Below are 24,468 nucleotides of genomic sequence, written 5' to 3'. Positions count from 1 at the left end.
ACGGATACAAGTTAGAATCGAGACACAAAAACCCGCTTCTATTCTTTTCGTCACCGCAGTCTTTCCGCCATAATCGTACTCTCCGAGCCAGTATTTGCTCTTGACGGGCAAGTTTGGTTTATATATCATACAAATATAATCAAAACATGATCAAAAGTGACAGCGGTTTTGGCGAACAGCGTTGCGCGCCGGACACGACTGCGAGAGGAGCCACACCATGTCCACCACCCCGACTGCCCCGAGAAAGCTCAAGAACTATATTGGCGGCCAATGGATCGAGAGCCGGACGACCCAATATGAAGACGTTTACAATCCGGCTACCAAAGAAGTGATCTGCCGGGTTCCCCTGTCCACCAAAGAGGATACGGATCATGCGGCGGAAGTCGCGCAGGCGGCTTTTGAGAAATGGAAAAAAGTTCCGGTGCCCCGGCGCGCCCGCATCCTGTTCAATTACCAGCAGCTCCTCAGCACGCACAAAGACGAACTGGCCCGGCTGATCACGCTCGAGAACGGCAAAAGCCTGAGCGAAGCGAGCGGCGAAGTGCAGCGCGGCATCGAGAACGTCGAATTCGCGGCCGGCACGCCTTCGCTCATGATGGGCGATTCGCTCGCGACGATCGCGACGGACGTCGAAGCGGCGAACTACCGCTATCCGCTCGGCGTGGTCGGCGGGATCGCCCCGTTCAACTTCCCGATGATGGTGCCGTGCTGGATGTTCCCGATGGCGATCTCGCTCGGCAACGCTTTTATCCTCAAGCCGTCCGAGCGCACGCCGCTGCTGACGGAGAGACTGGCCGAGCTGTTTACCGAAGCGGGCCTGCCGGACGGCGTGTTCAATATCGTCTACGGCGCGCATGACGTAGTCAACGGCATTCTGGAGCATCCGGAGATCAAGGCGATCTCGTTCGTCGGGTCCAAGCCGGTCGGCGAATACGTGTTCAAAAAAGGCAGCGAGAACCTCAAGCGCGTCCAGGCGCTCACCGGAGCGAAGAACCACACGATCGTGCTGAACGATGCCCATATCGAAGACACGATCACGAACGTCGTCTCCGCGGCGTTCGGCTCGGCGGGCGAACGCTGCATGGCGTGCGCGGTACTGACCGTCGAAGAAGGCATCGCGGACGAGTTCATCGCCCGGCTCAAAGAGAAGACGCTCGGCGTCACGATGGGCAACGGACTGGACGACGGCGTGTTTCTCGGCCCGGTCATCCGCGAAGAGAACAAGACGCGCACCCTGTCCTATATCGACAAAGGACTCGAAGAAGGCGCGACGCTGCTGACCGACGGACGGGAGCGGATGTCGGACGACGGCTACTTTATCGGACCGACGATCTTCGAAGGCGTAACGCCGGACATGACGATCTGGAAAGACGAGATTTTCGCGCCGGTCCTGTCCGTCATCCGCGTCAAAAATCTCAAGGAAGCCGTACAGATCGCCAATAAATCGGAATTCGCCAACGGCGCCTGCCTGTTCACCGGCAACGCGCACGCGATCCGCTACTTCCGCGAAAATATCGACGCCGGCATGCTCGGGATCAATCTCGGCGTCCCCGCCCCGATGGCGTTCTTCCCGTTCTCGGGCTGGAAATCGTCGTTCTACGGAACGCTGCACGCCAACGGAAAAGACAGCGTCGACTTCTATACCCGCAAAAAAGTCGTAACGGCGCGTTACACGGAACCGACTTTCGATTAAGCAGCATACAAACCGTTCAATCCGCAGAAAGAGCGCGGGAAAAGGAGGCCTGTACGTGGTCAGTCATCTACAGCGCAAACCGCTTAACGAACAGCGCGGGGAAGCGAAGATCGTTCAGGAAGTGATGAAACAGGATTCTGGCCTGCAGTACGTCGGGTTCCGGCTGATCGGGCTGGAACCGGGCGCGGCGTACGAAGAGACGCTCGCCGGCGACGAATGCTGCATCGTGGCGCTGACCGGCCGCATTACGGTAACCGAAGGGGAACATGTTTTTGCCGGGATCGGAACCCGGGAGAGCGTGTTCGAACGCAAAGCGACCGACAGCGTGTTCGTGTCCGGGGGCAAGACGATTCGGGTGGAAAGCGTAACGGCGGCGCAGGTGGCGCTGTGCTACTCGCCGTCGCTGCATCCGCTGCCGACGAAGCTTATCGCGGCGCGGGACGTCGGGAGCGAGCAGCGCGGCAAATACCAGAACCGGCGCACGGTACACAATATTTTACCGGATTCCGATCCTTCGGCCAGCAGCCTGCTCGTCGTCGAGGTGTACACGGACAGCGGCAACTTCTCCAGCTATCCGCCGCACAAGCACGACCGCGACAACCTGCCGGACGAATCGTTTCTGGAAGAAACGTATTACCACGAACTCGATCCGAAGCAGGGCTTCGTGTTCCAGCGCGTGTACACGGACGACCGCAGCCTGGACGAGACGATGGCGGTGGAACACGGCGACGTCGTGATCGTGCCGGCCGGCTACCATCCGGTGGGCGTGCCCGACGGCTATACGTCCTACTACCTGAATGTAATGGCCGGACCGACGCGCGTGTGGAAATTCCACAATGACCCGGACCATGCCTGGATTCTCGACCGCGACTGACGCGGCGCACGCCGGATAAGGAAATAAGCGACAAGCCAAAGGGGCTGTGAACCAATGACCAGTGAAGCAAGCGGCGGCAAGTTCGACCTGATCGCGATCGGGCGGGCGTGCATCGACCTGAACGCGACCGAATACAACCGCCCGATGGAAGAGACGATGACGTTTACGAAATACGTCGGCGGCTCGCCCGCGAATATCGCGATCGGCTCGGCCAAGCTCGGACTCCGGGCCGGCTTCGTCGGCAAGATTGCGGACGACCAGCACGGACGCTTTATCCGCGGCTACATGGAGCGGGCGGGCATCGACGTGTCGGGCCTGACCGTCGATACCGAAGGACACAAGACGGGGCTCGCTTTTACCGAAATCAAAAGTCCCGACGAATGCAGCATTCTCATGTACCGCGACGACGTGGCAGATCTGTACCTGAGACCGGACGAAGTGGACGAAGACTATATCCGGCGCGCCGGCATGCTGGTCGTGTCCGGCACGGCGCTGGCGCAGAGTCCGTCGCGCGAAGCGGTGCTCGCCGCGGTGCAGGCAGCCAAAAAGCACGGCGTGAAGATCGTGTTCGAGCTGGATTACCGGCCGTACACGTGGAAGACGCCGGAAGAGACGGCCGTCTATTATTCGCTCGTCGCCGAGCAGGCCCACATCGTCATCGGCACGCGCGACGAATACGACATTATGGAGAACGCCGTCGGCGGCGCCAACGAAGTCACGACGGCGAATCTGTTCAAGCACGCGCCAGAGATCGTCGTGATCAAGCACGGCGTCGAAGGTTCGTACGCGTATACGCGCGAAGGCGGCACGTTCCGGGCGCATGCCTACCGGACGCAGGTGCTCAAGACGTTCGGCGCGGGCGATTCGTACGCTTCGGCATTTCTCTACGCGCTGATCCGCGGCAAAGACCTGGAGACGGCGCTCCGCTACGGCAGCGCTTCGGCTTCGATCGTCGTCAGCCGGCACAGCTCGTCGGACGCGATGCCTGCCGTCGAAGAGATCGAAGCGCTGATCGCGGGGCAGCCCGTGCCGCACGCCTGAGTCGCGCTGAGTCGGCACAAGTCGGTATGAGTCGGCATGAGCTGCGCGGCCGGCTTTCTTTTCCGGCATAAGACGATTACAAGACCGGTACGTCAAGACCGCCAATACCATCAAGACCAGCAGCACCATCAAGACCATAAATACTTTTCGTCCCGCACACGTTCCGACAGGCGGCTCCTTCTCTGAGCGGAAGGCGCCGCCTGTTTCCAATCCAAGAAGCAGAGGTGGATATCCCTATGGGCCAGACCGTACGATTGACGACAGCGCAGGCGCTGATCAAATTTCTGAACCAGCAGTACATTTCCTTCGACGGGGAAGAGACGCCGTTCGTCGAAGGCGTGTTTACCGTGTTCGGGCACGGCAACGTGCTCGGGATCGGCCAGGCGCTGGAGCAGGACCCCGGCCATCTGAAAGTGTTTCAGGGCAAAAACGAGCAGGGCATGGCGCATTCCGCGATCGCCTATGCCAAAGAAAAGCTGCGCCGCAGCATCTACGCCGTGACCGCGTCTTCCGGCCCCGGTTCGGCCAATCTGGTCACGGCGGCCGCGACGGCGCTTGCCAACAATCTGCCCGTGCTGCTGCTGCCGGCAGACACGTTCGCTTCGCGCCAGCCCGATCCGGTGCTGCAGCAGTTCGAGCAGGAATACAGCTTCGCCGTCACGACCAACGACGCGCTGAAGCCGGTATCCCGCTACTGGGACCGGATCACGCGCCCCGAGCAGCTGATGAGCAGCCTGCTGCGGGCGTTCGAAGTGCTGACCGATCCGGCCCGCAGCGGTCCGGCGACGATCTGCATCTGCCAGGACACCGAAGGGGAAGCGTTCGATTACGACGAAGGCTTTTTCCGCAAAAGAGTGCATTACATGGACCGCCTCCAGCCGAGCGAACGCGAACTGGATGCGGCGGCGCAGTTGATCCGGGCCAGCCGCAAACCGCTGCTGCTCGTCGGCGGCGGCGCGAAATATTCCGGCGCCCGCGAAGAGCTGATCGCGTTCTCGCAGGCGTACAACATTCCGCTCGTCGAGACGCATGCCGGCAAATCGACGGTCGAGTACACGTTCGCCAACCATCTCGGCGGCACGGGCGTGCTCGGGACGTCGGCCGCAAACGCCGCGGCGCGCGAAGCGGATCTCGTGATTGGCATCGGCACCCGGTACACCGACTTTACGACTTCGTCCAAAACGGCGTTCGACTTCGACAAGACGTCGTTCCTGAACATCAACGTCAGCCGGATGCAGACGTACAAGCTGGAAGGGCTGTCCGTCGTCGCGGACGCCAAAGCATCGATCGCGGCGCTGCACGAACGGCTCGGCGGCTACGAGAGCGAGTTCGGCGCGCGCATCGCGGAACTGAAATCGGCGTGGGACGCCGAACGGAATCGCCTGGGCGGCATCTCGTTCGAGCGCGAAGGCTTCGATCCGGAGATCAAAGGCCATTTCGCCCAGGAGACGCTGAACGAATACGCCGACGCGCTCGGCACGGAACTTGCGCAGACGACCGCGCTGATCGCGATCAACGAAGCGGTGAGTCCGGACAGCATCGTCATCTCGTCGGCCGGCTCTCTGCCCGGCGACCTGCAGCGGCTGTGGAATGTGAAGGTGCCGAATACGTACCATCTGGAATACGGGTATTCGTGCATGGGCTACGAAGTGGCCGGCGCGCTCGGCGCGCGTCTGGCCAAGCCGGACCGCGAAGTGTACGCGATCGTCGGCGACGGCAGCTTCCTGATGCTGCATTCCGAGCTGGTGACGGCGCTTCAGACCGGCAATAAGATCAACATTATGCTGTTCGACAACTCCGGCTTCGGCTGCATTAACAACTTGCAGATGGGCAACGGCGGCGGCAGCTTCCAGTGCGAGTTCCGCGACCACCGGGGCGCGATCATGAATATCGATTATGCCAAAATCGCCGAAGGTTACGGAGCCAAAGTCTACCGCGCGAACACGGCCGAAGAAGTGCAAGCCGCGATCGAAGACGCCAAACGTCAGGACGTCTCGACGCTGATCGAGATGAAAGTGCTGCCCAAGACGATGAGCGAAGGCTACGACAACTGGTGGAACGTCGGCGTCGCCGAAGTATCGGGCAGCGAAGCCGTCCAGGCCGCATACGCGCGCCGGGCGGAGATGCTCAAGACGGCGAAGCAGTATTGACGGGTGGGAGTTGGCGGTTTGAAGGGTTGAGCTTGGAGCGCCGAGTGGAGTGGGCCGCTTGAGGCGAAATGTTGACTTTTCGACCACATTTCAGGCGGGAAAAGACCGAATCGGCGAAAATGTGATCATTTCGATCACTTTTTCGCCGTTTTTGCCGGAATGAGGCCCTTTTTAAGTAAAAAAGTGATCATATAGGCAGCATTTTCGGCAGCAGAGCCGTTTTGACGTGAAAATGTGAGCGAAATGATCACATTTAGCTCGGTATAGCTCGGTCTAGATAGGTATATCTAGTTCTAGCTAGTTCTAGCTAGGTCTAGCTCGATCTAGCTCGTCCTATGCCGCACTCGCTCGCAAATTCGTGCTGCGCTGCGGTAATCGGGCCGGTCTATGCAAAAAGAAGCCTCTGCGCGAAGGACACTCCTTCCGCAGAGGCTTTTTTTATACCTACAAGCACAACAAAGATATTTTCCCGTAACTCTGCCGTACCTCGCATCCGACCGGCACCGGAAGACGGCCAGCCGGACCGGAAGCAGAAAACTGCCCGACCCCGCACCGTTTTCCCGTTCTTATTTTCCCCCGTACCGGGTTCAGCCCTCCTGTTCAAGGATTCAAGGCGTCACGATCCGCACCTGATGTTCCCGCGCATACTGCACGTAAGCTTCGTCCGGCACGCTGTTCGTCACGAGCACGTCGATGTCGCTCAGCATGCAGAACGTGGTCAGCGCGTATTTGTCGAATTTGCTGTCGTCGATCAGGAGGAACACGTTCAGGCTTTTCTGGACCACGGTCGCTTTGAGATCCGTCTCGAGCGGAGAGGAATTGGTGACGCCGTTCGTCAGCGAGACGCCGGTGGAGGCGACGAACGCTTTGGTGATATTGTACTTTTTGAGCAGTTCGATGCTCTGGAAGCCGACGAACGAGTCCGTTTTGCGCTCGAACATGCCGCCGGTGGAGAAGATCGTCAGTCCCGGGTACGGCTTGGCCTGATGGATAAAATCGAAATTGTTGGTGACGACGGTGAGCTGTTTGTGGCTGATGTAAGGCAGCATTTCAAGCGTCGTCGTGCCGGAATCGACAAAGATCACGTCGCCGTCTTCGACATGCTGCGCGGCCAGCCGGCCGATCTCCTGCTTTTTGCTCAGATTGCGGTCTTTGCGTTCGTCGAACACGACCAACGCGGAATGGTTGACCGACACGCCTCCGTACACTTTGCGAAACACACCGGCGTCCACCAGGTCTTTGACGTCCCGGCGGATCGTATTCATCGACACGCCGAAGTGCTGCACCAGCTCTTCGAGCGAGACGGATTGATGTTCGAACACGTATTCCTTGATTTGGTTAAGGCGCTGCGATTTGATCATCTATAGGTCTCCTAGGTTGAAAATTCGTGGAATAGGCTTGAGCCCTCTGGGCGAAACTCATTATCTTTTATTGTATAGGCAAAAGAGTGAAACCAAAAGGAACCCCGGCGAAATTGTTTGCGGATGCGTCGGGGGATGAGGCGGTTGGAGCTTTTTTGGCGAATTCGTAACTTGCCGGTTGGAGCGGGCGTTTGTCCATATAATCGGTCCATATCATAGATTAGGTAAAAGGAGGCGAAGGCATCGATGCTGATCTACAACGATCCCAAAGGCGAAGCTTACCGCAAGTTGATCGATTATATGAGCGCCCGTGCCGCTACGTTTTCGCTGAAAGGACCGCGCATCCTCAAAGTGAAAGACCCGAGAGATCCCCCGCTGCCGGAATGGTCAATTCTGGAGCAAATCCAACCTTACTTCGCACATGAAGAAGTCTATCACTGCGAGAACGGCTACGAAGACGACGAGGGCATCTATCAAGACTGCTCGTACGACGACTTGTTCTGGCATTACCGGTGCTGCCGGGAAACGGCCGATTTTTTGAAGGCGACAACTTCGCATCTGTTCGGGTGGATTCATCCGGAGCTGCCGGAAGATTTGTGCTTCTGGGACGACGACGGGAACTGTCTGATGCACAGCATGTCACACGAAGACATAGCCGGCATGAATGCGACACCCGAAGAAGCCGAACGATTGTATCACGAAATCCCGGGCGTGTTCCTGATTCCGCATACGCCTTTTCGCGATCCGCTCCAAATGCTCGAGTTGACCCGGCATCATCGTCACGATCAACTGGAATTGATGGGACCGGGAGCAGCCGAAGCGCTGGAGCGAGTCGACGAGCTGCCGTGGCTGCGGACTCTTGAGGTGCATGACGAGACGTTGGAATATCTGCCGGACGCCCTGTTCGAGGTTGAGCGGCTTCGAAGTCTGATCTTATGCATGCGCAATTTGAACAGCATCCCCGCGGGTATCGGCCGTTTACGCAACTTACGCGGCCTTGAAATTTCTAATGTGCCTCTGCTGCCGGACGGCGTGCGAAGCCATAAATCGACAGGGTGTCCTCCAGCATGGAAGCTGATCCCCAAAGAGCAGTTGGCTTTGCGGTCGCTCCCGCCGGAGATTGGCCAGCTGAAGCGTCTGCGTTCGTTGAGTATCCATTATACGGGGCTGCGGGAACTGCCGGCGGAATTTGCGGATCTGCGCAATCTGCGCACGCTGAATCTGTCGGACAATCTGCTGATCGACGAAAGGCCGGAGCTGCTGCGCAGCATGCCGAAGCTGAAGTCCGTATATACGGTGCGCGACAGCGGAATCTACAGCGGACCGTACAGCTCGCACTATTTTGACTAAAAAGGAGCCATCCATGCACATTGCCAACGACCCTTACGGAGAAGCTTATACACGTCTGATCGACTACGCGATGGAACGCTGCGAGACGTTTTCGCTGATGGACACGCGCGGGCCGGAAGGCCCTGAATACGATATTCCGCCTGCGTTTGCGCTGCCGATCGTAGAAGAGTTGAAGCCTTTTTTGGCAGGGGAAAAGTGGGTAGAGACAAAATACGGGACCCACAAAAAAAGTTTTCCTTACGATCTCACGGTCTATGTATGGAAATGCGGACCCGAGGCGGCAGCCATTCTCAAAAAGCACACGGATCACCTGCTCGGTTGGCTCGGCGGGAAGCTGCCCGAAGATCTTTGTTTTCAGACGGCGGACGGCGAAGACTGGCTGTGGACGGTCACGCACGAAGGCTATCGGGAACTGCGCGTGACGAAGGAAGAAGCGGAGTCGCTCAAGGAAACGCTGCGCGGCACGATGCTGGTCGATCCCGAATCGCCGCCGTCCGCGGAAGAACTGTTCGAGGCGGCCCTCTACCACGGGGCGGATCGCCTCGAATTTACGGGTATCGGCATGGCCAAGCTGCTGCCTCGCCTGCACGAACTTCAAGACCTGCGCATCCTTAATCTGTTCGATCCCGATATTGACGTACTGCCGGACGAGCTGTTCGATCTGCCGCTGCTGACGGAAGTGAGCATCATGACGAGCAATCTGCACGGCATTCCGGCATCGATCGGGCGCGCGCTCAAGCTGGAAGAGTTGAGTATCTACAATGGCAGTCATCCGCAGCCGAGTCAATATCCCGAATGGACCGTGCCGGCCCCCGAACAATTGAAACTGACTTTTTTGCCAAAAGAGATCGGACAGCTGGAACGGCTGCGAGCGCTGCATATCACCTACAGCGGCTTGAGAGATCTGCCCGGCGAGCTGGCCAATCTCAAGCGGCTGCAGTATCTTAGTGTAGACAATCATCGAATCGAGAGCAGGCCGTCTGTCCTGAACAAGCTGCGGCATGCCCGAAACATCGCGTTCAGGCCGAACGGATCGCCGCGAGAGATGTGAGTATTACGGTCGGTAGGGAAAAGGGGTAGAGCGGGGATGGTAAAAAGGGAAGCGTTGGAGCGGCATCAGATTGCGGTGTATTTGGTCGCGATTGTGCTGGGGATTGCGGCCGGGCTGCTCGGCGAGCCGCTTGGCCGGGGGATGCAGCCGCTGATCTCCCCGCTGCTTGCGGTGCTGCTGTACGGGATGTTCACGCTGATTCCGTTTCTGAAGCTGCGCGAAGCGCTCGCGAACGGACGGTTCATGGGCGCGCTGCTGCTGACGAACTTCGTCGTCGTGCCGCTGATCGTCTGGGGGCTGCTGACGCTGTTCCCGCAGACGGAAGCGGCCCTGATCGGCGTCTGCCTCGTGCTGCTGACGCCTTGCATCGATTACGTGATCGTCTTCACGGCGCTCGGCAAAGGCGACGAGAAAGCGATAACCGCGGCCACGCCGGTGCTGTTCGTGCTTCAACTGGCGCTGCTGCCGCTGTACTTGAATCTTTTTGCCGGAAAAGAAGCCGCCGCCCTGGTCGAAGCCGGCCCGTTCGTCGAAGCGTTCCTGACGCTGATCGTGCTGCCGCTCGCCGCGGCCGTGCTGACGCAGCTGTGGGCGAAGCATGGGGAGCGTGCAGGCCAAGCCAATCGCGCGGGCGCCCGCGTACTGGACGCGGCGGCCTGGCTTCCGGTGCCTGCGATGGCACTGGTGCTAATCGCCGTGACGGCGTCGCAGATCGGCCGGATCGTGTCCGATCCGGTGCCGGTGCTGCGCGTGCTGCCGATCTATATCGGCTTTCTGCTGCTTGCGCCGATTGCGGCCGCCTTGGTCGGCCGGCTGCTGAAGCTGGAAGACGGCAGCGGCCGGGCTCTGATCTTCAGCGCTTTCACGCGCAATTCGCTCGTCGTGCTGCCGCTTGCGCTTGCGCTGCCGGGCGAAGCGGCCGGAGCCGCCGCGGCCGTCATTGTCGCGCAGACGCTGATCGAGCTGCTCGGCGAGCTGATCTATGTGCGCGCCGTGCCGGGCCTGCTCTGGCGGGGCAAGCGAGGGAGTTGAGCGAATCGGAACCGGGTGAATTGGAACTGAATGAATCGGGCGAACGGGGTAGAACGGGGTACGTCGATTCAGCCGTTTTTTGGGGAAAAGGCGCTCGTATAACAAAAAGCCGCTACACGGCAAGATACCCGTGAGCGGCTAGAGCAGGCGGGAGCAGGCGGAAGTGGGCGGAGAAGCTGGGATTCTTAACCCAATCCTTGCGTCTTAAACTGAGGACGATCCGTGAGAAGCTCGGGCCTTGAAGAGGCACGTCCCAAGCGTATGAAACTGCCGCCAAAAGCGTCAGCCAAAAAGATCTCGGATCGGACACTGGCCAATCTGCCGATCAGACTCGTCCGGTATTGGCAGGAGCGACAGGAACGACAAGCTACGCTGCTACAAAAGCAATGTAACTGCCGGAAACGTCCATAAACGCGTTCTACGCTGCTTTTTTGGCAGTGTAGCTTCTTGTTGGGACGGATGAAGCCGGTTCGCAGCTGGCAGCTGGCAGGTTGCAATCTGCCACTCAACAACACGCCTGTAGCGAAGCGGCGCCTGTTCGGGCGATCGCGGCACCCGCCGGCCCACTCCAGCCTTATCGCTGGTCTGAGCGCTATCGCTTGCCGCTGCCCGCCTGCTGCTCGCCGCCTCTGCTATCGCTTACGCCTCCGCTTGCGCTGTCATCGCCCGGCTTTTTCGCGCCGCTCTCTTCCCGGACGCCCGGGTCGGCTTCATGCCGATACCGGCTCAGGTCGATCCGGCCGGCCAAGCCGAACTCGACGCCTTCGGCTTCGAGCCGAAGCTGCTGCTCGCTGCCGCCGCCGTCTTCGTCCAGCGCGATTTCGCCGCGGATATTGACGACCCGGTGCCAGGGGAGCGCGTATTTGCGGCTCAGCGTATGCAGGATGCGCACGACCTGCCGCGCTCCGCGGGGACTGCCGGACGCGGCGGCCACCTGGCCGTAGCTCATGACCCGCCCTGCGGGGATGGCGCGGATCGTCGCGACGACCGCGCGGGTAAACGGAGCCAGCCCCGCCAGTTCGTCCTCTTCGGACGACTGGCTTTTTTCTCCTGCTGCTGCGCCGCGGTCTTCGCCTGCCGTTTCGGCTTGAGCTGCGGCGCCGCCATCTTCGCCTCCATCGCCAGTCGCCGCCGCCGTTTCGGCTGCCGCTCTCTGCCTTGTCGGCTTCTCGGCCGCCGGCCGGCTCGCCTTGCCCGCCTGCTGCCGCTCGGCTTCCTGCCGCGCTTCCGCCGCCGCCAAATCTCTCAGAAACTCCGCGTCGAACTCGGCGCGGAGCTTTTCCCTATCGTTCATGTCCGACGTTCCTTTCCCGACTCGTTCGATTCGTCCTTTTTTCGCCGTCACCCTTTGGCAATCTGCGCGTTTACCTGCTGTTCGATCCGCTCGTAGGTGATATCCCAGTGGGAGGCATGCCACAGCACTTTGCCACCGTGGATCAACAGCGCCTGCGGCGATTCGTGTTTGATGCCGAGCGCTTCTTCGATATCGTTGGAGACGGCGCGACATTCGATCACTTTGACCAGCGCGCAGACGATCGGACGTTTCAGTTTGCGGGTGTAGACTTTGAATTCTTTGAAAGCCGCCCCGCTGATCGGGCAGGCGGTGCTGTGCTTGAGCAGCAGAACGGCCTGTTCGCCGGACTGCGCCAGCAGCGATTCCCATTGTTCGGACAGATCGATCTCCACGTAATTCGGTTTCATGGCGGTAAGGCTCCCTCGGGTGCGTGATTTTGCCGGCTGCGCGGCGATTTGGGCCGGCAGCGGCCTGCTTTCTTAGTATACCCGTTTTGGCGAGGGAGAGCGGGGTTGGCGTGACGTCGAACGATTTTGCGGAAAAGAGTGCGGAATCGGCGAACGAACGCCGTTTGGGATGGTATGATACGAAAGAGCACGATCAACCACAGAACGACCGGGGGGAATCACCATGCGAAGCCATACAGTAACCCGCATGCTGGCGGCGGCCGTCGCGACCGGCCTGCTGCTCGGGGTTACGCCGGCCTATGCTTTTTCGGACATTACGGACAAAGGGCAGGCGGCGATTATCCAATCGTTGCAGGACAAAGGACTTATTCAGGGCGTAACCGCCGACAAGTTCGCTCCGAACGCCAAGCTGACGAATGCGCAGGCCGTGCAGCTGATCGTCGACGCGATCGGACTGGACGCCGCGAAGAAAAAAACGGATGCGCCCGGATGGTTTGTGTCCGTGCCGCAAACCGCGTGGTATGTACCGGCGCTCAAAACGGCGTTGGAGCGCGGAGTTACGATCGACGGGACCTGGAACGCAAACGCCAACCCGACGCGCCAGCAGTTCGCCAAGCTGCTGTATCTCGGCCTGCTGCAAAAAGGCAATTACGCGAAAGTCAGCAAATATACGCCGATTGCGGATGCCAAGCAGATCGCGTCCAAAAATCGGGTAGCGGTGGAATATTTGCTGCTGACGAAGATCGCGACGCTCGACGGCAAGAAAAACTTCCGGCCGACGAACGCGATCACCCGCATGGAAGCGGCGCAGATGATCTATGCCGCCGAGCGCATGGTGAACAAAAGCTACGCGTCTTCCGGTACGGCAACCGTCACTTACAAAGTGGAGAACGTCGATCCCGAGTTCAACAAAGTGACGCTGACGCGCACGAACCTGCCGGGAAACGGCTACGGATTGAAGATTCGCCGGGTCGACTTCGTGTCGGATTCGGAAGCCGTCGTTATCTACGAAGCGATCGATCCCAAGCCGGGCAGCGCGAATATCGTCTATCCGGCCACGGCGGTCGTGTATGTGCCGGTCGTGTACGACGTGACGGTCAAAGCCCAATAGAAGGCGCCGGCGAAGCCGATGCCCGGCTGCCGTGAACGTCCCGCTTAATCGTGCGCGAAGTAATCGGCAGGACATGAAAATGAAAGCAAATCGGCAGCACGGCTGAAAAGAAGTCCGCGGATTCGGGTCCGCCGGGCTTTTTTTGTTGTCTGAAAAGGCTTAACCGCGCGGTTCGGACCGTATTATTTTAAATTGAAAATAAAGGTTGACCCGTGTATATTTTTTCATATATAATTCGGGAGCGTAGTTTAAAACAAATGTTTTAAACACAAGTTTAAGCGGGATCCGCAGAGCGGAACCGGGAAAAGGAGAATCACAATGGGACAGGTATTCAAAGCGTTTTTCAAACTGCCTACAACCAAGGTGGGCATCATTACCGCCGTGCTGTTCCAGTTGATTTTTACCGTCATCTGGATGACGGGGTACCAGGGCATCACCGATCGGATCGACCGTCTGAACGTGGCGATCGTCAATCAGGACGAGAAGATGGGCGCCGCGATCGTGCAGAACCTGCAGGATAATCTGCCGGTAGGCGTCAAGACGGGCATGGATCTGGCGCAAGCGCAGGACATGCTGCAAAAGCGCGAAGTGCAGATGGTCGTCGAGATTCCGGCGGACTTCGCATCCGCGACGCAGACGCAGCAGCCGGCCGTGCTGAACTATTTCGTCAACGAATCGAATCCGATCATGATCAAGAATATGATGACGTCGGTCGCGGACACGATTACGGCGGGCGTCAACAAGCAGGCGATCGCGGGCGGCCTGACCGCTATCTTGTCCACGCAGGGCAACCTGCCGGCGGAAGCGGCGCAGAGCGCGGCGGGCGTCATGTCCGAACGCGTCGTGTCCAATATCGAATCGGTCAACGTCGTACAGGGCATGAATAACCAAATGGTGCCGATGATGATGGTACTCGCTTCGTACGTCGGCGCGATGATCATGGGGCAGAACTTCCAGGTGTCGTCGATGGCGCTGGGTGCCCGCTTCGGGCGCTGGCAGCGCATGGCAGTCCGCCTGATCGTGACGGCTGCCGCATCGGTCGTCGTCTCGCTCGTCGGCACGTCGCTCGTCGCGGCGTTCGGCGGACAGATGGAACACGGCTTCCTCGCGCTGTGGGGCTTCCAGGCACTGTTCCTGCTGACCTTCATGTTCGTGGCCCAAATGTTCCTGTTCCTGTTCGGTATGGCAGGCATGCTGTTCAACATCCTCGTGCTGTCGGTACAGCTCGTCTCGTCCGGCGCGATGATGCCGCGCGAGCTGCTGCCCGACTTTTACCAGGGGCTTGGCAGCATTTTCCCGGCCACTTACGCGGTCGACGGACTGATGAACACGCTGTTCGGCGGCACGGGCACCGGCGGAGACGTCGCGGGGCTGCTGATCATCTTCGCGGTGGCTTTGGTGCTGATCGTCGGAGCGACGGCGCTGCGCCGCGACAAGGCTCCGGTTCCTCCCGTTGTGGCGGCGGCCGAAGCTTAATGGTAGGATTGAGTCAGAAGCGTACGCAATAGAAAAACGGAGTACGCAAGGCCGCCGCGGAAGCGGCGGTCTTTTTTTTGGTAAAAAGCGGGGTTCGACAGGGGAAAGGTTACAAGAGCAGCGGATTCGGGCGGGGGGAAGCGGCATGGGCATCAAAGAAGATCACGTGAAAAAAAGAATCGTGCAGGCGGCGAAAAAGCTGACGGCACAAAAAGGCTTCGAAGCGACGACGGTGCGGGAGATCTGCGCGGAAGCCGGCGCCAATCTGTCGCTCGTCTCCTACTATTACGGAGGCAAGGAGCATGTCTACGAAGCGGTGCTCGACGCGTTTATTCCGATCGCCGAAGCGAGCCGGGTCCTGGGCGAAATGGACCTGGACCCGGTCGAAGGGCTCTGCACGATGGTGCGGGAGATTGTGCTGTTTCGCAGCGCCGATCCCGAAATTTCGCGCATCATCCATCAGGAGATGGTGCTTCAGACGCCCCGCACCGCTCTCGTGCAGCAGCGCGTTCTGCCGGCCTGGAAGCTGATTCGCGGGTTTCTGGAACAAGGCCGGGAGCAGGGCGATTTTCATTTTCGTTCGCTCGACATGACGATGGTGCAGCTGCTCGGCAGCGTACTGTTCGGCGATAACAGAAGCGGCCTGTCCGCGATCATGCAGGAAGAATTTCCGGACGCGCAGAGCCAGGTCGAAGATATGCTGACTTTTATTCTGCGGGGCATCGGCTACGCCGGCGAAGTTCGCTTCGCGGCCGGACCGATCCTGAATCGGCTGCCGTCCGAAGAAGATTCGTGCGAGGGAGCGGACCCGGGGGAAGCGAATCGGGGAGAAGGAGAAGCCGATCCGGGAAAAGCGAAAGCCGACAGGGGTGGGAACACGGAATCGGAATCGGAATCGGATAAGCATACCGGCATGGAAGCGGACAAGGAAGCGAACACGGCAGCGCAAGTGCAGTCCGTGTCAAAAGAAGAACGGCGACCGGCAGCGAAGCCGAAGCGGGAGGAGTGAGCGGCAGCATGACTACGTGGGATCAACTATCCGCGGCGCTGCCGGGCGGGCCGCTGCCGTGGATCGCGCTGGGCGCGCTTGGGCTGCTGCTTCTGCTGGCGCTGCGGCTGGCCGCTCTGCGCCGCCGCCGGATTTTGCGCCAGCTCGATCCGCGCCGGATTACGCTCAAGGACATCGACGGCATGCTGGACGGCTCGGACTTCGAGCGCTACCTGCACCGCCTGTTCGAGGCACTCGGCTATGCGGAAGTGCACCGGACGAGCGCAAGCGGCGATTTCGGCGCGGATCTGGTGTACGAAGACCGGTACGGGGCGCGAACCGTCCTGCAGGCCAAGCGCTACGCGATGAGCAATCCGGTCGGCCTGTCCGCGGTGCAGGAAGTGTACGGCTCGATGCGCGTATACGGCGCGCAGCGCGCCGTCGTGCTGACGTCCGGCCGGTACACCGCTGCCTGCCGCAAGCTCGCCGCCTATAACGGCGTCGTGCTGCTCGATCGCGAAGATCTCGACGGAATCATCGCGTCGTTCAAGTCCAAGCGGCCGGAAGACGCGATGGAGATCATCGAGCGCGAAGCGGAAGAAACGCCGGGCGAACTGCGGATTTGAGCCGGCACGCGCAGGCGGTACGCGGCGGGGCGGGACCCAGCGAGGAGGAACCGAGCCGGCGCTGGACCCGGGGCCGATGGCCCGCCGAATGAAGCAAAAAGGCTTGCCGAGGCGGACACAGCCGCCGAACCGTAGCCGCCGACCGCGCACAAGATCGCCGGATGTATACGATCCGGCATGAACCTGAAAGGCTGTTTTCCGATACCTAATCGGGAAACAGCCTTTTTGAGCGCCGCGGCGCCGCATACCACTGATCTCGCGCATCCGCCGCGCACCCAAACGCCGCATTCCGCTCGCCTCGCGCATCCGCCGCACGTCCAAGCGCCGCGTACCGCTCGCCTCGCGCATCCGCCGCTTGTCCAAACACCGCGTACCGCTCGCCTTGCGTATTCGCTGCGCACCCAAACATCGCATTCCGCTCACCTTGCGTACCCCGCACGCCCACGCCCACACAAATAAGTGCGAGCAAGCAGTTATTTCAGCGCAAAAAGGCCGTTTTTCCAAAATAACTGCGCAGCGGCAGCTATTTGCCCGCAAAACGTCCAATCTCGCCACAAACACGCAAAATAAGTGTCCGTGCGCAATTATTTTTCAAACGGAACAAATAGGCGCGAAATAAATGCCTTCAGGCCGTTATTTTAACAAACTCCGGCGCCGGCCGTGTGCGAAAGCGGAAGCTTATGCGCTATGATGGACGGAAAAGAGGGCAGCGGTTTTGCCCGATAGGCTCAACGCCAAAAGCCCAGGAAAGAAGGACCTTCATGACCGGATTCGGCGTTATCGCCTGTGCCATGCTTATTATTTTCGCCGCAAGCTTCGCCCAAAGCCTGACCAGTTTCGGCTTCGCGCTGATCGCGCTGCCGCTGCTGAGTTTGTTTATGCCGCTGCATCAGGCCGTGCCGATCATCGTCATCTTCAGTTTGTTTATCTGTTTGACGGTCGTGATCCCGAATCGCCGCGACGTTAACGTGCGTCAGGTCTGGCTGCTGATCGCGGCCGGCGTCGTCGCGGCGCCGTTCGGCACGTATCTGCTGCTCGCCGTGGACGCGGCCGTCCTCAAGACCGCCACCGGCATCCTGATCGCCGTTTTCGCCGCCTTGATGCTGCTCGGGCGTTCGCTGCCGATCCGCAGCGAGCGGACCGCTTTCGTGACCGCCGGCCTGCTCAGCGGGCTGCTGAACGGCAGCATCTCGGTCAGCGGTCCGCCGATTGCGCTTATTCTGTCCAATCAAGGCATGAGCAAACAGGCGTTTCGCGCGAATCTCGCGCTGAACGGCGTCGCCCTGAATATCGTCAGCGTGCTCTCGTTCGCGGCAAGCGGACTGCTGGATCAAGGCACGGGCGGGTTTCTGCTCTGGACGATTCCCGCGATGCTGCTCGGCGCCTGGGCCGGAGCGAACGCGGTCACCCGGCTCGACGAAGCCCGGTTCAAACGCTTCTCGCTGTGGCTGATCCTCGTGTCCGGCCTGTGGACGGCGCTCAGCGGGCTGGGCTTGGTATAAAAAAGTCCGTCCTGACGCTCGAAGCAGCTCCAGTCTCGCACCGCGGTCTTCCTTTTGAGCGGGAACCGAACTTTTCGGCCTTACCCGGCGTTTACTTCATATAGAGAGAGTCCGCCCGAAAAGGCGCTCTGGACCGCGCCGCCCTTCGTTGCGGTGTCTTCGCTCACTTCACGCCAAGCCGCATCCGGTAGCCGAACAGCACTTCTTTTTCTTTTCCGTCAAAAAAACGCTCGACCCGCTGCCTGAACACGTCCGCCGCGGCTTCGACGTCCTGCGCGCCGCGCTTGATCGCGTTTTGCGTGCCGCCCTGGCTCAGCGCGAGGTTCACGTACCGCTGCGCGTCGCAGGACTCCCGGTGGTGGAACACGATCTCCCGGCTGTAACGGAACAGGCCGGACGCTTCGATCTCGGCAAGATGCCGGTCTTTCGGCCATTTGTGCGCCTGTTCGCCTCGCGGTGCCAGTTCGGACGAGCGGCGGTCGGCCAGCGCGGCAAAATCCGCGTACGCGGCTTCGACGTCCGCGTTCAGCGCCGGCGGCCAGTCGCAGTCGTAAGCGGCGAACACGCCGCCGGGGCGCAGGACGCGGGCAAACTCGGCCAGCGACGGCTGCGGATTCATCCAATGGAACGACTGCGAGCAGGTGAGCAGGTCGGCCCAGCCGTCTTCGAGGGCCAGCGCGTCGGAGTAGCCTGCGCGGAAGTAGAGCCGCGCCGGCTGTCCGGCCGCTTCCCATTTGGCTTCGGCGACGGCGCGCATGTCCGCGCCCGGTTCGATGCCGACGATCTCGTCGGCGCGGTCGAGCCACAGAAACGTCGACAGTCCCGTGCCGCAGCCGACATCGACGACCCGGCGCGGGGAACGGCCCAGATACGATTCGAGAATGCGCACGACTTCCGGCGGCGCGGCGGGACGGCTGCGGTCGTACAGCTCGCCGAATCCGGCGAAGCGGTCCACGTTGTTTTTACGGATCGACTCCAGCATGGCAAGTTCACTCCTTGGGTTGGGATTATAGGGTGGGGGTTATAGGGTTGGGATTATAGGGTCGGGATCGTAGGGTTAGAGTCGGATCGGCGGGACCCGGATCGGACCCATTCGGAATTTCGGGCGACGTCTTCCGGTACATTATGGCATAATTTGTGAGACGGATCATCTTTGCGGCAGGGGCGGAGTCGCCCGGCGCGTGTATAACAAATCTGTATGTATAAGCAATCTGCATGGAAAAAAGCCTTTTTGCATAAAAAGCTTATATATGCGAACCGGAGGAGGGATGGTCATGGTCGGGTTGGTGCTGCCGGTCGTTGCGGTCTTGTTCGTGCTTGGTCTTGCGGCGGCCGCGCTCGGCAGCCGATTGAAGCATCCCGCTGCCGTCGCGGTCAATCTGCTGCTGATCGGTTTCCTGTTCTACCTGTTGAACGCGGGGGGAGCCGAGCCCGGCGATTCGGCAGGCAACGGCAATCCGGGCCTGCTGCTCTGGATTCCGCTGCTGGTGCTTGGCCTGCTGCTGCCGGTGCAGCTGCATTTCACGAACGGTCTGCTGATGCGGCTTGGCCCTGCGCCGCTTGCGGCCGTGCTGCTCGGGCTGGCCGCGCATCAGGCCGCCGGCTTCGAAATTCAGCGTATCCGCTACCGGGTGCTGCGCGAAGAGATGCTGGAAGTCATGGCGCGACCCGATACCGAGCCGAACCGGAGAGCGGCCGAAGACATGCTGGGCGGGCTGGATTCGATTCGAATGAGCAGCCATTTTTTCCATATGAATACGTATCTGCTGTTCGTGGGCTGGGTAGTGATCGCGGTCATTGTGCTGCGGCTGGCCCGGGAACTGCGGGAGCGAAAAGACCGAACCGAAAAAGCTTAGAAAGCATTTTGGACAATAGACAATAGAAAACAGAGAATGAATGATGGGTGACAGTCTGGAGAGAAGCTTGGCAAAATTGCTGCAAAGGAGCCTTTCAATGAACCTGATAACCCCGTACCGCCGCTTGCATATTTTCGGCGCGTCCGGTTCCGGCGCGACGACGCTCGGCCGGGCACTGTCGGCGCATCTGCCGCATGCCGTACTGGACGGCGACGATTACTTTTGGAGCCACAAATTCGACGAGGCCCGGCCGCCGCAGGAGCGGGCGAGGCTGCTGCGGGAAGAGACGGAGCGGCATGAACGGTGGATACTGACCGGCGCCGTGTGCGGCTGGGGCGACGAATTCAAGTCCCGCTTCGACTTCGTCGTGTTCCTGCACGTGCCGCCCGAAGAACGATTGAATCGGCTGCGGGCGAGAGAAGTTCAGCGCTACGGCGAAGAAGCGCTGCCGGGAGGCGCAGGTTACGAAGCGTCGCAGGCTTTCCTGGAATGGGCGTCGCTGTATGACCATGCCGGCGAAGAAGTGCGCAGCCGCAAACAGCAGGAGAGCTGGATGGAAGAGCTGACGTGCCCGATCCTGCGGCTTGAAGGCGCCGGCAGCGTGGAAGAGCGGGTCGCGCAGGTGCTGAAGCGGCTCGATCCGCGCGATCCGCGGGAGGCACGCCCATGACGCGGCCCGACGAGCGCTATTGGAATGCCGCCTACGCCGATCTGACGTTTTGCAGCGATCACGACGGTTGGCTGGAGCGCTACGCCGCCCTGCTCCGTCCGGACCGGGGCGTGATCGTCGATCTCGGCTGCGGGCTCGGCCACAACGCGCGCGTGCTGCATGCGGCGGGGTACGACGTGCTTGCCTGCGACCTGTCGGAGCAGGCGCTGGAACGGCTGCGCCGGGAAGAACCAGGCATTCGCACGCGGCAGCTGGATATGGAGATCGGGCTGCCGTTCGAAGACGGCACGCTGCAGGCGATCGTGGCGGACCTCAGCCTGCACTATTTTACGCGCGACGTTACGCACCGCCTGATCGGGGACATTCATCGGTCGCTCCGGCCGGGCGGCCTGCTGCTCTGCCGCGTGAATGCCGTGGGTGAACGCGACGGCAAGCGGGATCGGGCATTGGCGGACGATCCTTATTTGTACGCCAGCGAAGGCATTCTCCGGCGCTTTTTTGACGAATCCGAGATCGAAGCCTTTTTCCCGCCTGCGGACTGGGAACGTCTGGAATGCCGGCAGAATGAATCGAATCGATACGGCAAGACGAAAAGACTGTGGGAAGTCGGCTTGAGGAGGAGATGCAATGAATAAAATCGGTGGACGCCGAAAAGGTGGAGTGGCGCTGCTGGCGGGACTTTTGCTGCTCAGCGCTATTTTTAACCTGATTCTTTTTACACAGATTAGAGAAAATGCTGTGACTGCCCATCGGACGATCGGTAAAGCGATGTCCTTGATCCAAAGCGCCGATTCGCAGCTAATGAGCGTCATTCGCATGCTGGAGGACGGAGAAGGGGCGGCCATGTCCCTGTATGCGCTCGGTGAAGTGCGCAGCAGATTGGGTGAGGCCACGGGACTGCTGGTCGGTCTGCGCCAGGAAGCTTCGCGGAGCGTAGACGAAACGGCCTATTTTGCGCTGCCCGAGACGCTGCGGACGTTCGATTCTTTTCTCGGCAATGAAGTGGGGTTGGTCTGGAAAGAAGGCGATGCGGAGCAGGCCGCTTCGCGCGAATCGCTGCAAGTCGAACTGCAAAGTCTCAAAAAAGACTTGTCGGAGTTATCCAACCTTTCGAAAGATCCCGTGCATGACCGCTATGAAATCTCCGGGTTTGTCGAACAGTGGGGCAGCGTCATGAAGCGGCGAATCGCGGAGGAGCCGGGTACGCAGGTGCATCAAGCCGTCTCTTGGCAGTACGGGATGTAGAACGCAAGCCCCGCATGCTATAATGGGCGACGACTGTCCGGCAGAGGGCCGGAAATAGGCATACGGAGGAGAACCGAATATGGACGATCGATCAACATACCGGCACGGGGATTACGGACATGAACGAAATCAAGCGGTTCTAACCGGATACTGGGATTTTCTGAAATACCATCTGCTGTTCTTCCTGCTGCCTGCGGCCGCGGCGATCGGACTGCTGCTGCTCACGCAGAGAGACAATGTCATCAAGCTGTTTTCTTTGTTCGCGCTGACGCTGCAATTCATGGCGGGGGCGGGCGATGAAGCGGCGCAAACGGACTGGATCGACGGATTGTTCGCCCTGCTGCAGCTGCTGGCGTTCAGCGCGCTGGCCGGACTTGCGGTGCGTCTGCTCTCGGCCGGGCTCTTTTTCCTGCCGGGGCTAGCGCTGCGGGGACGGATGAACGCGGGCACGATTTTGAAAACGGGACTCCGGCACTTTTTTGCTACCTTTTTCGTGACACTGCTGCTCGGGTTTGCGCTCGGTCTCGTCAATTCGGTGCTGTCGGCTATCCCGGTGATCAACGTGGTCGCCGTGCTGCTTGCGCTCTACGCGCAGTCAATGTTCAGCATCTATTACGATTACTGGTTCTCGTACAACGAAGCTTCGGGGCAGCCGATCTACAGCGGGCCGAAGGAACGCTTTGGCGTTCTGTACGGCAAGGAAGGCACGTTCTGGCTGTATGCGCTGCTGCTCTCGGCCTCTTACCTGGTGCTGCTGTCGGCGTTCGCCAAACCGTATATCCAACTGAAGATTGCGCAGCGGATGGGAATGACGATAAAATAACGCAGTTGGCTCACACGCAGCAAAATTGAAAGGCTGCCGCAAGCCGTCCGGGCCTCGCTGCCCGCAGACGGCTTGTTTCGTGATCCGTGGAGATTCGGCGAACAAGTGTGATACGATGTTGTAAACGGTACCAAACGGACATCCAGAGGGGGCTCGGGAATGGAAAACATATGCAGGATTCTGATCGTGGACGATGAAGTGCTGGTCCGCCAGGGCATCAAACATTATCTGGACTGGGAGCAGTACGGATTCCGGATCGTGGGCGAAGCGTCCAACGGCCGGGAAGGCCTCGAAGCGATCGAGCGCGTGCGGCCCCATATCGTGCTGACCGACATCGTGATGCCGATCATGGAAGGCGAAGAATTTACCCGTTTGATCAAAAAACACCATCCGGATATCGAAGTCATCGTGCTGAGCAGCTACGGCGAATTCGATTACGTGCGGTCCACGTTCCAGAACGGCGTGGCCGATTATATTCTCAAGCCCAAGCTTGAGACGCAGGAGCTGCTGCGCGTGCTGCAAAATACGGCCCGGCGGATCGCTTCGATCCGCTATACGGGCGAAGGCAGCGGCGAAGGCCCCGACGCCGAGACGGTGCTGGAGAAGTTGGCGTCGGGCTACGGCGCCGACGAATCCGCTCCGCCCGCCGTGCTGGCGGAGCTGTTCCCGCACGAACAATTCGTGCTGGTCGGCCGGCTGCGCCCGGCCGGCCGCAGCGGCGCCGGCAAGCGGGCCGGCGAGAACGGGCCGCCGCTCGCGGAGCGGCTGCGGCAGGCGCTTGCGCCGAACGCTTTTCTCGCGGCCGCCCTCGGCCCGGCGCGCGTCTACGGGCTGCCGGCCCCGGCCTCCGGCGCCGCGGCCGGCAGCGAAGCCGTGCTGGTCGGCCTCGGCACGGGCCGGCGCACGGCGCTGCTCGCCGCGCTGCGCGAGTGCGCGGCCGCCGAAGCCGGCGGCAGCCCGGCGGCGCCCGCGTCTTCGGCGGGCGCCCCGCCCCTGGCTGTGCCCGGCGCGCCCGAAGCCGGTGCGTCTGCGCCGCCGGCCGGTCTTGCGCCGACTTCGTCCGGCGCCGCCGAAGCCCCGCCCGAATTTTGGGCCGCGGGCACGGCGTTTGCCGCGCTCGGCGAGCTGAGCGCCGCGTACCGGCAGCTGCGCGAGCTGCTGGAGAGCCGCTTCTATTTCTCGGACCGGACGCTGATGCTGCCGGAAGAGCTGCCGGAAGTCGGCGAACCGCTCCCGGCGTTCAATCTGCGCCTGTTCACGGAAGAGATCAAGCGGGAACATTTCGCGGAAGCGTTCCGGGACCTGCGCGAATATACGGCGCGCATGGCGGCCGATTACCGGTCGACGCCGGTCGGGCTGAAGTCTTTTCTCGGTAATATCGTGTTTAACCTGATCACGCTGCTCGGCAATATGGATTACGACGCCGCGGATCTGGACGAAGCCAAATACGGCTTTTTCCGCGAGATCGAAGAAGCGCAGGATGCGCGGGCCGCCCTGTTTTTGCTCGAAAGTTTCCTGCTCAAAGCAGAGGCCAAAATCGCCGAACACGCCGGCCAGACGGGCGGCGCCAATATGAAGAAGCTGCTCGCGTACATCGACGAGCATTATGCCGAACCGCTGAGCCTGACCGGCTTGGGCCGGTATTTCCATTTTAATCCGTCGTATCTGTCCAGCTATTTCGCGACGCACAACAAAGAAGGCTTCAGCGAGTACCTGAACAAGATTCGCGTCTCGCGGGCCGAAGAACTGCTGCGCGAAGGCGAGATCAGCATCTCGGAGATCAGCGGCCGGGTCGGTTACTCGGACCCCGGCTATTTTACCAAAGTATTCAAGAAGCAGACCGGCCTCTCGCCGAGCCAGTACCGCCGTCAGCACGGGGCCGGTCGATAAGGCAAGATGACCGGGAAGTCAGAAATGA

The 24,468-nt window shown here is 60.4% G+C and carries 22 protein-coding genes; 18 read left to right on the top strand and 4 right to left on the bottom strand.

All coding sequences use genetic code 11. The annotated features are described in order from the left end of the window. Window positions 1–217: 217 nt before the first annotated feature. From iolA to iolD, 4 genes are all read left to right on the top strand, one after another. Window positions 218–1,693 carry a methylmalonate-semialdehyde dehydrogenase gene (gene iolA, locus FFV09_RS05810; protein ID WP_141446907.1) on the top strand — a complete coding sequence of 492 codons (1,476 nt, stop codon included), beginning with the start codon at window positions 218–220 and terminating at the stop codon, window positions 1,691–1,693. A 55-nt stretch (window positions 1,694–1,748) separates the two neighbouring features. After that, a complete protein-coding gene (iolB, locus tag FFV09_RS05805) occupies window positions 1,749–2,567 on the top strand; it encodes a 5-deoxy-glucuronate isomerase (protein WP_141446905.1) in 819 nt (272 codons plus the stop codon). Window positions 2,568–2,621: 54 nt separating this feature from the next. Next, window positions 2,622–3,608: a 5-dehydro-2-deoxygluconokinase gene (gene iolC, locus FFV09_RS05800; protein WP_141446903.1), complete on the top strand. Its 987-nt coding sequence runs from the start codon at window positions 2,622–2,624 to the stop codon at window positions 3,606–3,608. Window positions 3,609–3,844: 236 nt separating this feature from the next. Continuing rightward, the gene (gene iolD / locus FFV09_RS05795) at window positions 3,845–5,758 is read left to right on the top strand and encodes a 3D-(3,5/4)-trihydroxycyclohexane-1,2-dione acylhydrolase (decyclizing) (RefSeq protein ID WP_141446901.1); all 1,914 of its coding nucleotides are present in this window, start codon (window positions 3,845–3,847) and stop codon (window positions 5,756–5,758) included. Window positions 5,759–6,366: 608 nt separating this feature from the next. Here iolD and FFV09_RS05790 read toward each other — a convergent pair. Then, window positions 6,367–7,119: a DeoR/GlpR family DNA-binding transcription regulator gene (locus FFV09_RS05790; protein WP_141446899.1), complete on the bottom strand. Its 753-nt coding sequence runs from the start codon at window positions 7,117–7,119 to the stop codon at window positions 6,367–6,369. A gap of 246 nt (window positions 7,120–7,365) precedes the next feature. Between FFV09_RS05790 and FFV09_RS05785 the strand changes: the two genes are divergently transcribed. The 3 genes from FFV09_RS05785 to FFV09_RS05775 are packed head-to-tail and all read left to right on the top strand — an operon-like array spanning window position 7,366 to window position 10,552. Beyond that, complete coding sequence (locus FFV09_RS05785) at window positions 7,366–8,469, top strand: leucine-rich repeat domain-containing protein (RefSeq protein WP_141446898.1); 1,104 nt, start codon at window positions 7,366–7,368, stop codon at window positions 8,467–8,469. A 13-nt stretch (window positions 8,470–8,482) separates the two neighbouring features. Then, window positions 8,483–9,520, top strand: a complete 1,038-nt coding sequence (locus tag FFV09_RS05780) for a leucine-rich repeat domain-containing protein (protein WP_141446896.1) — start codon at window positions 8,483–8,485, stop codon at window positions 9,518–9,520. 36 nt (window positions 9,521–9,556) lie between these two features. Continuing rightward, on the top strand, window positions 9,557–10,552 hold the full coding sequence (locus FFV09_RS05775; RefSeq protein WP_141446894.1) for an arsenic resistance protein: 996 nt from the start codon (window positions 9,557–9,559) through the stop codon (window positions 10,550–10,552). 592 nt (window positions 10,553–11,144) lie between these two features. On the opposite strand, the gene FFV09_RS24540 is transcribed toward FFV09_RS05775, so the two are convergent. Together FFV09_RS24540 and ytxJ are read right to left on the bottom strand one after the other, a co-directional pair. Beyond that, window positions 11,145–11,846, bottom strand: coding sequence for an MGMT family protein (locus tag FFV09_RS24540; RefSeq protein WP_141446892.1), 702 nt, complete (start codon window positions 11,844–11,846; stop codon window positions 11,145–11,147). A gap of 47 nt (window positions 11,847–11,893) precedes the next feature. Next, window positions 11,894–12,253: a bacillithiol system redox-active protein YtxJ gene (gene ytxJ / locus FFV09_RS05765; RefSeq protein WP_141446890.1), complete on the bottom strand. Its 360-nt coding sequence runs from the start codon at window positions 12,251–12,253 to the stop codon at window positions 11,894–11,896. A gap of 223 nt (window positions 12,254–12,476) precedes the next feature. Here ytxJ and FFV09_RS05760 point away from each other — a divergent pair, with 223 nt between their 5' ends. The 5 genes from FFV09_RS05760 to FFV09_RS05740 all read left to right on the top strand — a co-directional run bounded on the left by FFV09_RS05760 (window position 12,477) and on the right by FFV09_RS05740 (window position 17,956). Continuing rightward, window positions 12,477–13,364 (top strand): S-layer homology domain-containing protein, encoded by an 888-nt coding sequence (locus tag FFV09_RS05760; RefSeq protein WP_141446888.1) that lies wholly within the window; start codon window positions 12,477–12,479, stop codon window positions 13,362–13,364. A gap of 318 nt (window positions 13,365–13,682) precedes the next feature. After that, on the top strand, window positions 13,683–14,840 hold the full coding sequence (locus FFV09_RS05755; protein WP_141446886.1) for a YhgE/Pip domain-containing protein: 1,158 nt from the start codon (window positions 13,683–13,685) through the stop codon (window positions 14,838–14,840). A gap of 145 nt (window positions 14,841–14,985) precedes the next feature. Beyond that, window positions 14,986–15,849 carry a TetR family transcriptional regulator gene (locus FFV09_RS05750; protein WP_141446884.1) on the top strand — a complete coding sequence of 288 codons (864 nt, stop codon included), beginning with the start codon at window positions 14,986–14,988 and terminating at the stop codon, window positions 15,847–15,849. A gap of 8 nt (window positions 15,850–15,857) precedes the next feature. Continuing rightward, window positions 15,858–16,454 carry a restriction endonuclease gene (locus FFV09_RS05745; protein ID WP_141446882.1) on the top strand — a complete coding sequence of 199 codons (597 nt, stop codon included), beginning with the start codon at window positions 15,858–15,860 and terminating at the stop codon, window positions 16,452–16,454. Window positions 16,455–17,215: 761 nt separating this feature from the next. After that, window positions 17,216–17,956, top strand: a complete 741-nt coding sequence (locus FFV09_RS05740) for a sulfite exporter TauE/SafE family protein (RefSeq protein ID WP_141446880.1) — start codon at window positions 17,216–17,218, stop codon at window positions 17,954–17,956. Window positions 17,957–18,119: 163 nt separating this feature from the next. Here the strand turns inward: FFV09_RS05740 and FFV09_RS05735 are convergent, their stop codons facing one another. Further along, window positions 18,120–18,938, bottom strand: a complete 819-nt coding sequence (locus FFV09_RS05735) for a class I SAM-dependent methyltransferase (protein WP_141446879.1) — start codon at window positions 18,936–18,938, stop codon at window positions 18,120–18,122. A gap of 292 nt (window positions 18,939–19,230) precedes the next feature. On the opposite strand from FFV09_RS05735, the gene FFV09_RS05730 reads away from it, so the two are divergent. From FFV09_RS05730 to FFV09_RS24075, 6 genes are all read left to right on the top strand, one after another. Beyond that, on the top strand, window positions 19,231–19,812 hold the full coding sequence (locus FFV09_RS05730; RefSeq protein ID WP_141446877.1) for a hypothetical protein: 582 nt from the start codon (window positions 19,231–19,233) through the stop codon (window positions 19,810–19,812). Window positions 19,813–19,909: 97 nt separating this feature from the next. Further along, a complete protein-coding gene (locus tag FFV09_RS05725) occupies window positions 19,910–20,482 on the top strand; it encodes an AAA family ATPase (protein WP_141446875.1) in 573 nt (190 codons plus the stop codon). After that, window positions 20,479–21,117, top strand: coding sequence for a class I SAM-dependent methyltransferase (locus tag FFV09_RS05720; protein WP_141446873.1), 639 nt, complete (start codon window positions 20,479–20,481; stop codon window positions 21,115–21,117). The genes FFV09_RS05725 and FFV09_RS05720 overlap by 4 nt, the downstream gene beginning before the upstream one ends. Beyond that, window positions 21,110–21,727: a hypothetical protein gene (locus FFV09_RS05715; protein ID WP_141446871.1), complete on the top strand. Its 618-nt coding sequence runs from the start codon at window positions 21,110–21,112 to the stop codon at window positions 21,725–21,727. Before FFV09_RS05720 ends, FFV09_RS05715 begins: the two co-directional genes overlap by 8 nt. Before the next feature lie 79 nt (window positions 21,728–21,806). Then, window positions 21,807–22,550, top strand: a complete 744-nt coding sequence (locus FFV09_RS05710) for a hypothetical protein (protein ID WP_141446869.1) — start codon at window positions 21,807–21,809, stop codon at window positions 22,548–22,550. 159 nt (window positions 22,551–22,709) lie between these two features. Next, window positions 22,710–24,440 (top strand): response regulator transcription factor, encoded by a 1,731-nt coding sequence (locus FFV09_RS24075; RefSeq protein WP_246098488.1) that lies wholly within the window; start codon window positions 22,710–22,712, stop codon window positions 24,438–24,440. Window positions 24,441–24,468: the final 28 nt, after the last annotated feature.

Source organism: Saccharibacillus brassicae, from assembly GCF_006542275.1.
Lineage (GTDB): Bacteria > Bacillota > Bacilli > Paenibacillales > Paenibacillaceae > Saccharibacillus > Saccharibacillus brassicae.
Note: the sequence above shows the minus strand (reverse complement) of the source record. Positions and strands in the feature narration are given on the sequence as shown.

Bases quoted from the DNA above. Each gene is read 5' to 3' on its own strand.
- FFV09_RS24540 (WP_141446892.1), bottom strand. From the start codon at position 11,846: ATGAACGATAGGGAAAAGCTCCGCGCCGAGTTCGACGCGGAGTTTCTG.
- FFV09_RS05745 (WP_141446882.1), top strand. From the start codon at position 15,858: ATGACTACGTGGGATCAACTATCCGCGGCGCTGCCGGGCGGGCCGCTG.
- iolD (WP_141446901.1), top strand. From the start codon at position 3,845: ATGGGCCAGACCGTACGATTGACGACAGCGCAGGCGCTGATCAAATTT.
- FFV09_RS05775 (WP_141446894.1), top strand. From the start codon at position 9,557: ATGGTAAAAAGGGAAGCGTTGGAGCGGCATCAGATTGCGGTGTATTTG.
- FFV09_RS05785 (WP_141446898.1), top strand. From the start codon at position 7,366: ATGCTGATCTACAACGATCCCAAAGGCGAAGCTTACCGCAAGTTGATC.
- FFV09_RS05710 (WP_141446869.1), top strand. From the start codon at position 21,807: ATGGACGATCGATCAACATACCGGCACGGGGATTACGGACATGAACGA.
- FFV09_RS05750 (WP_141446884.1), top strand. From the start codon at position 14,986: ATGGGCATCAAAGAAGATCACGTGAAAAAAAGAATCGTGCAGGCGGCG.
- FFV09_RS05725 (WP_141446875.1), top strand. From the start codon at position 19,910: ATGAACCTGATAACCCCGTACCGCCGCTTGCATATTTTCGGCGCGTCC.
- FFV09_RS05760 (WP_141446888.1), top strand. From the start codon at position 12,477: ATGCGAAGCCATACAGTAACCCGCATGCTGGCGGCGGCCGTCGCGACC.
- FFV09_RS05740 (WP_141446880.1), top strand. From the start codon at position 17,216: ATGACCGGATTCGGCGTTATCGCCTGTGCCATGCTTATTATTTTCGCC.
- FFV09_RS05730 (WP_141446877.1), top strand. From the start codon at position 19,231: ATGGTCGGGTTGGTGCTGCCGGTCGTTGCGGTCTTGTTCGTGCTTGGT.
- FFV09_RS05780 (WP_141446896.1), top strand. From the start codon at position 8,483: ATGCACATTGCCAACGACCCTTACGGAGAAGCTTATACACGTCTGATC.
- FFV09_RS24075 (WP_246098488.1), top strand. From the start codon at position 22,710: ATGGAAAACATATGCAGGATTCTGATCGTGGACGATGAAGTGCTGGTC.
- FFV09_RS05735 (WP_141446879.1), bottom strand. From the start codon at position 18,938: ATGCTGGAGTCGATCCGTAAAAACAACGTGGACCGCTTCGCCGGATTC.
- ytxJ (WP_141446890.1), bottom strand. From the start codon at position 12,253: ATGAAACCGAATTACGTGGAGATCGATCTGTCCGAACAATGGGAATCG.
- iolA (WP_141446907.1), top strand. From the start codon at position 218: ATGTCCACCACCCCGACTGCCCCGAGAAAGCTCAAGAACTATATTGGC.
- FFV09_RS05755 (WP_141446886.1), top strand. From the start codon at position 13,683: ATGGGACAGGTATTCAAAGCGTTTTTCAAACTGCCTACAACCAAGGTG.
- FFV09_RS05720 (WP_141446873.1), top strand. From the start codon at position 20,479: ATGACGCGGCCCGACGAGCGCTATTGGAATGCCGCCTACGCCGATCTG.
- iolC (WP_141446903.1), top strand. From the start codon at position 2,622: ATGACCAGTGAAGCAAGCGGCGGCAAGTTCGACCTGATCGCGATCGGG.
- FFV09_RS05790 (WP_141446899.1), bottom strand. From the start codon at position 7,119: ATGATCAAATCGCAGCGCCTTAACCAAATCAAGGAATACGTGTTCGAA.
- FFV09_RS05715 (WP_141446871.1), top strand. From the start codon at position 21,110: ATGAATAAAATCGGTGGACGCCGAAAAGGTGGAGTGGCGCTGCTGGCG.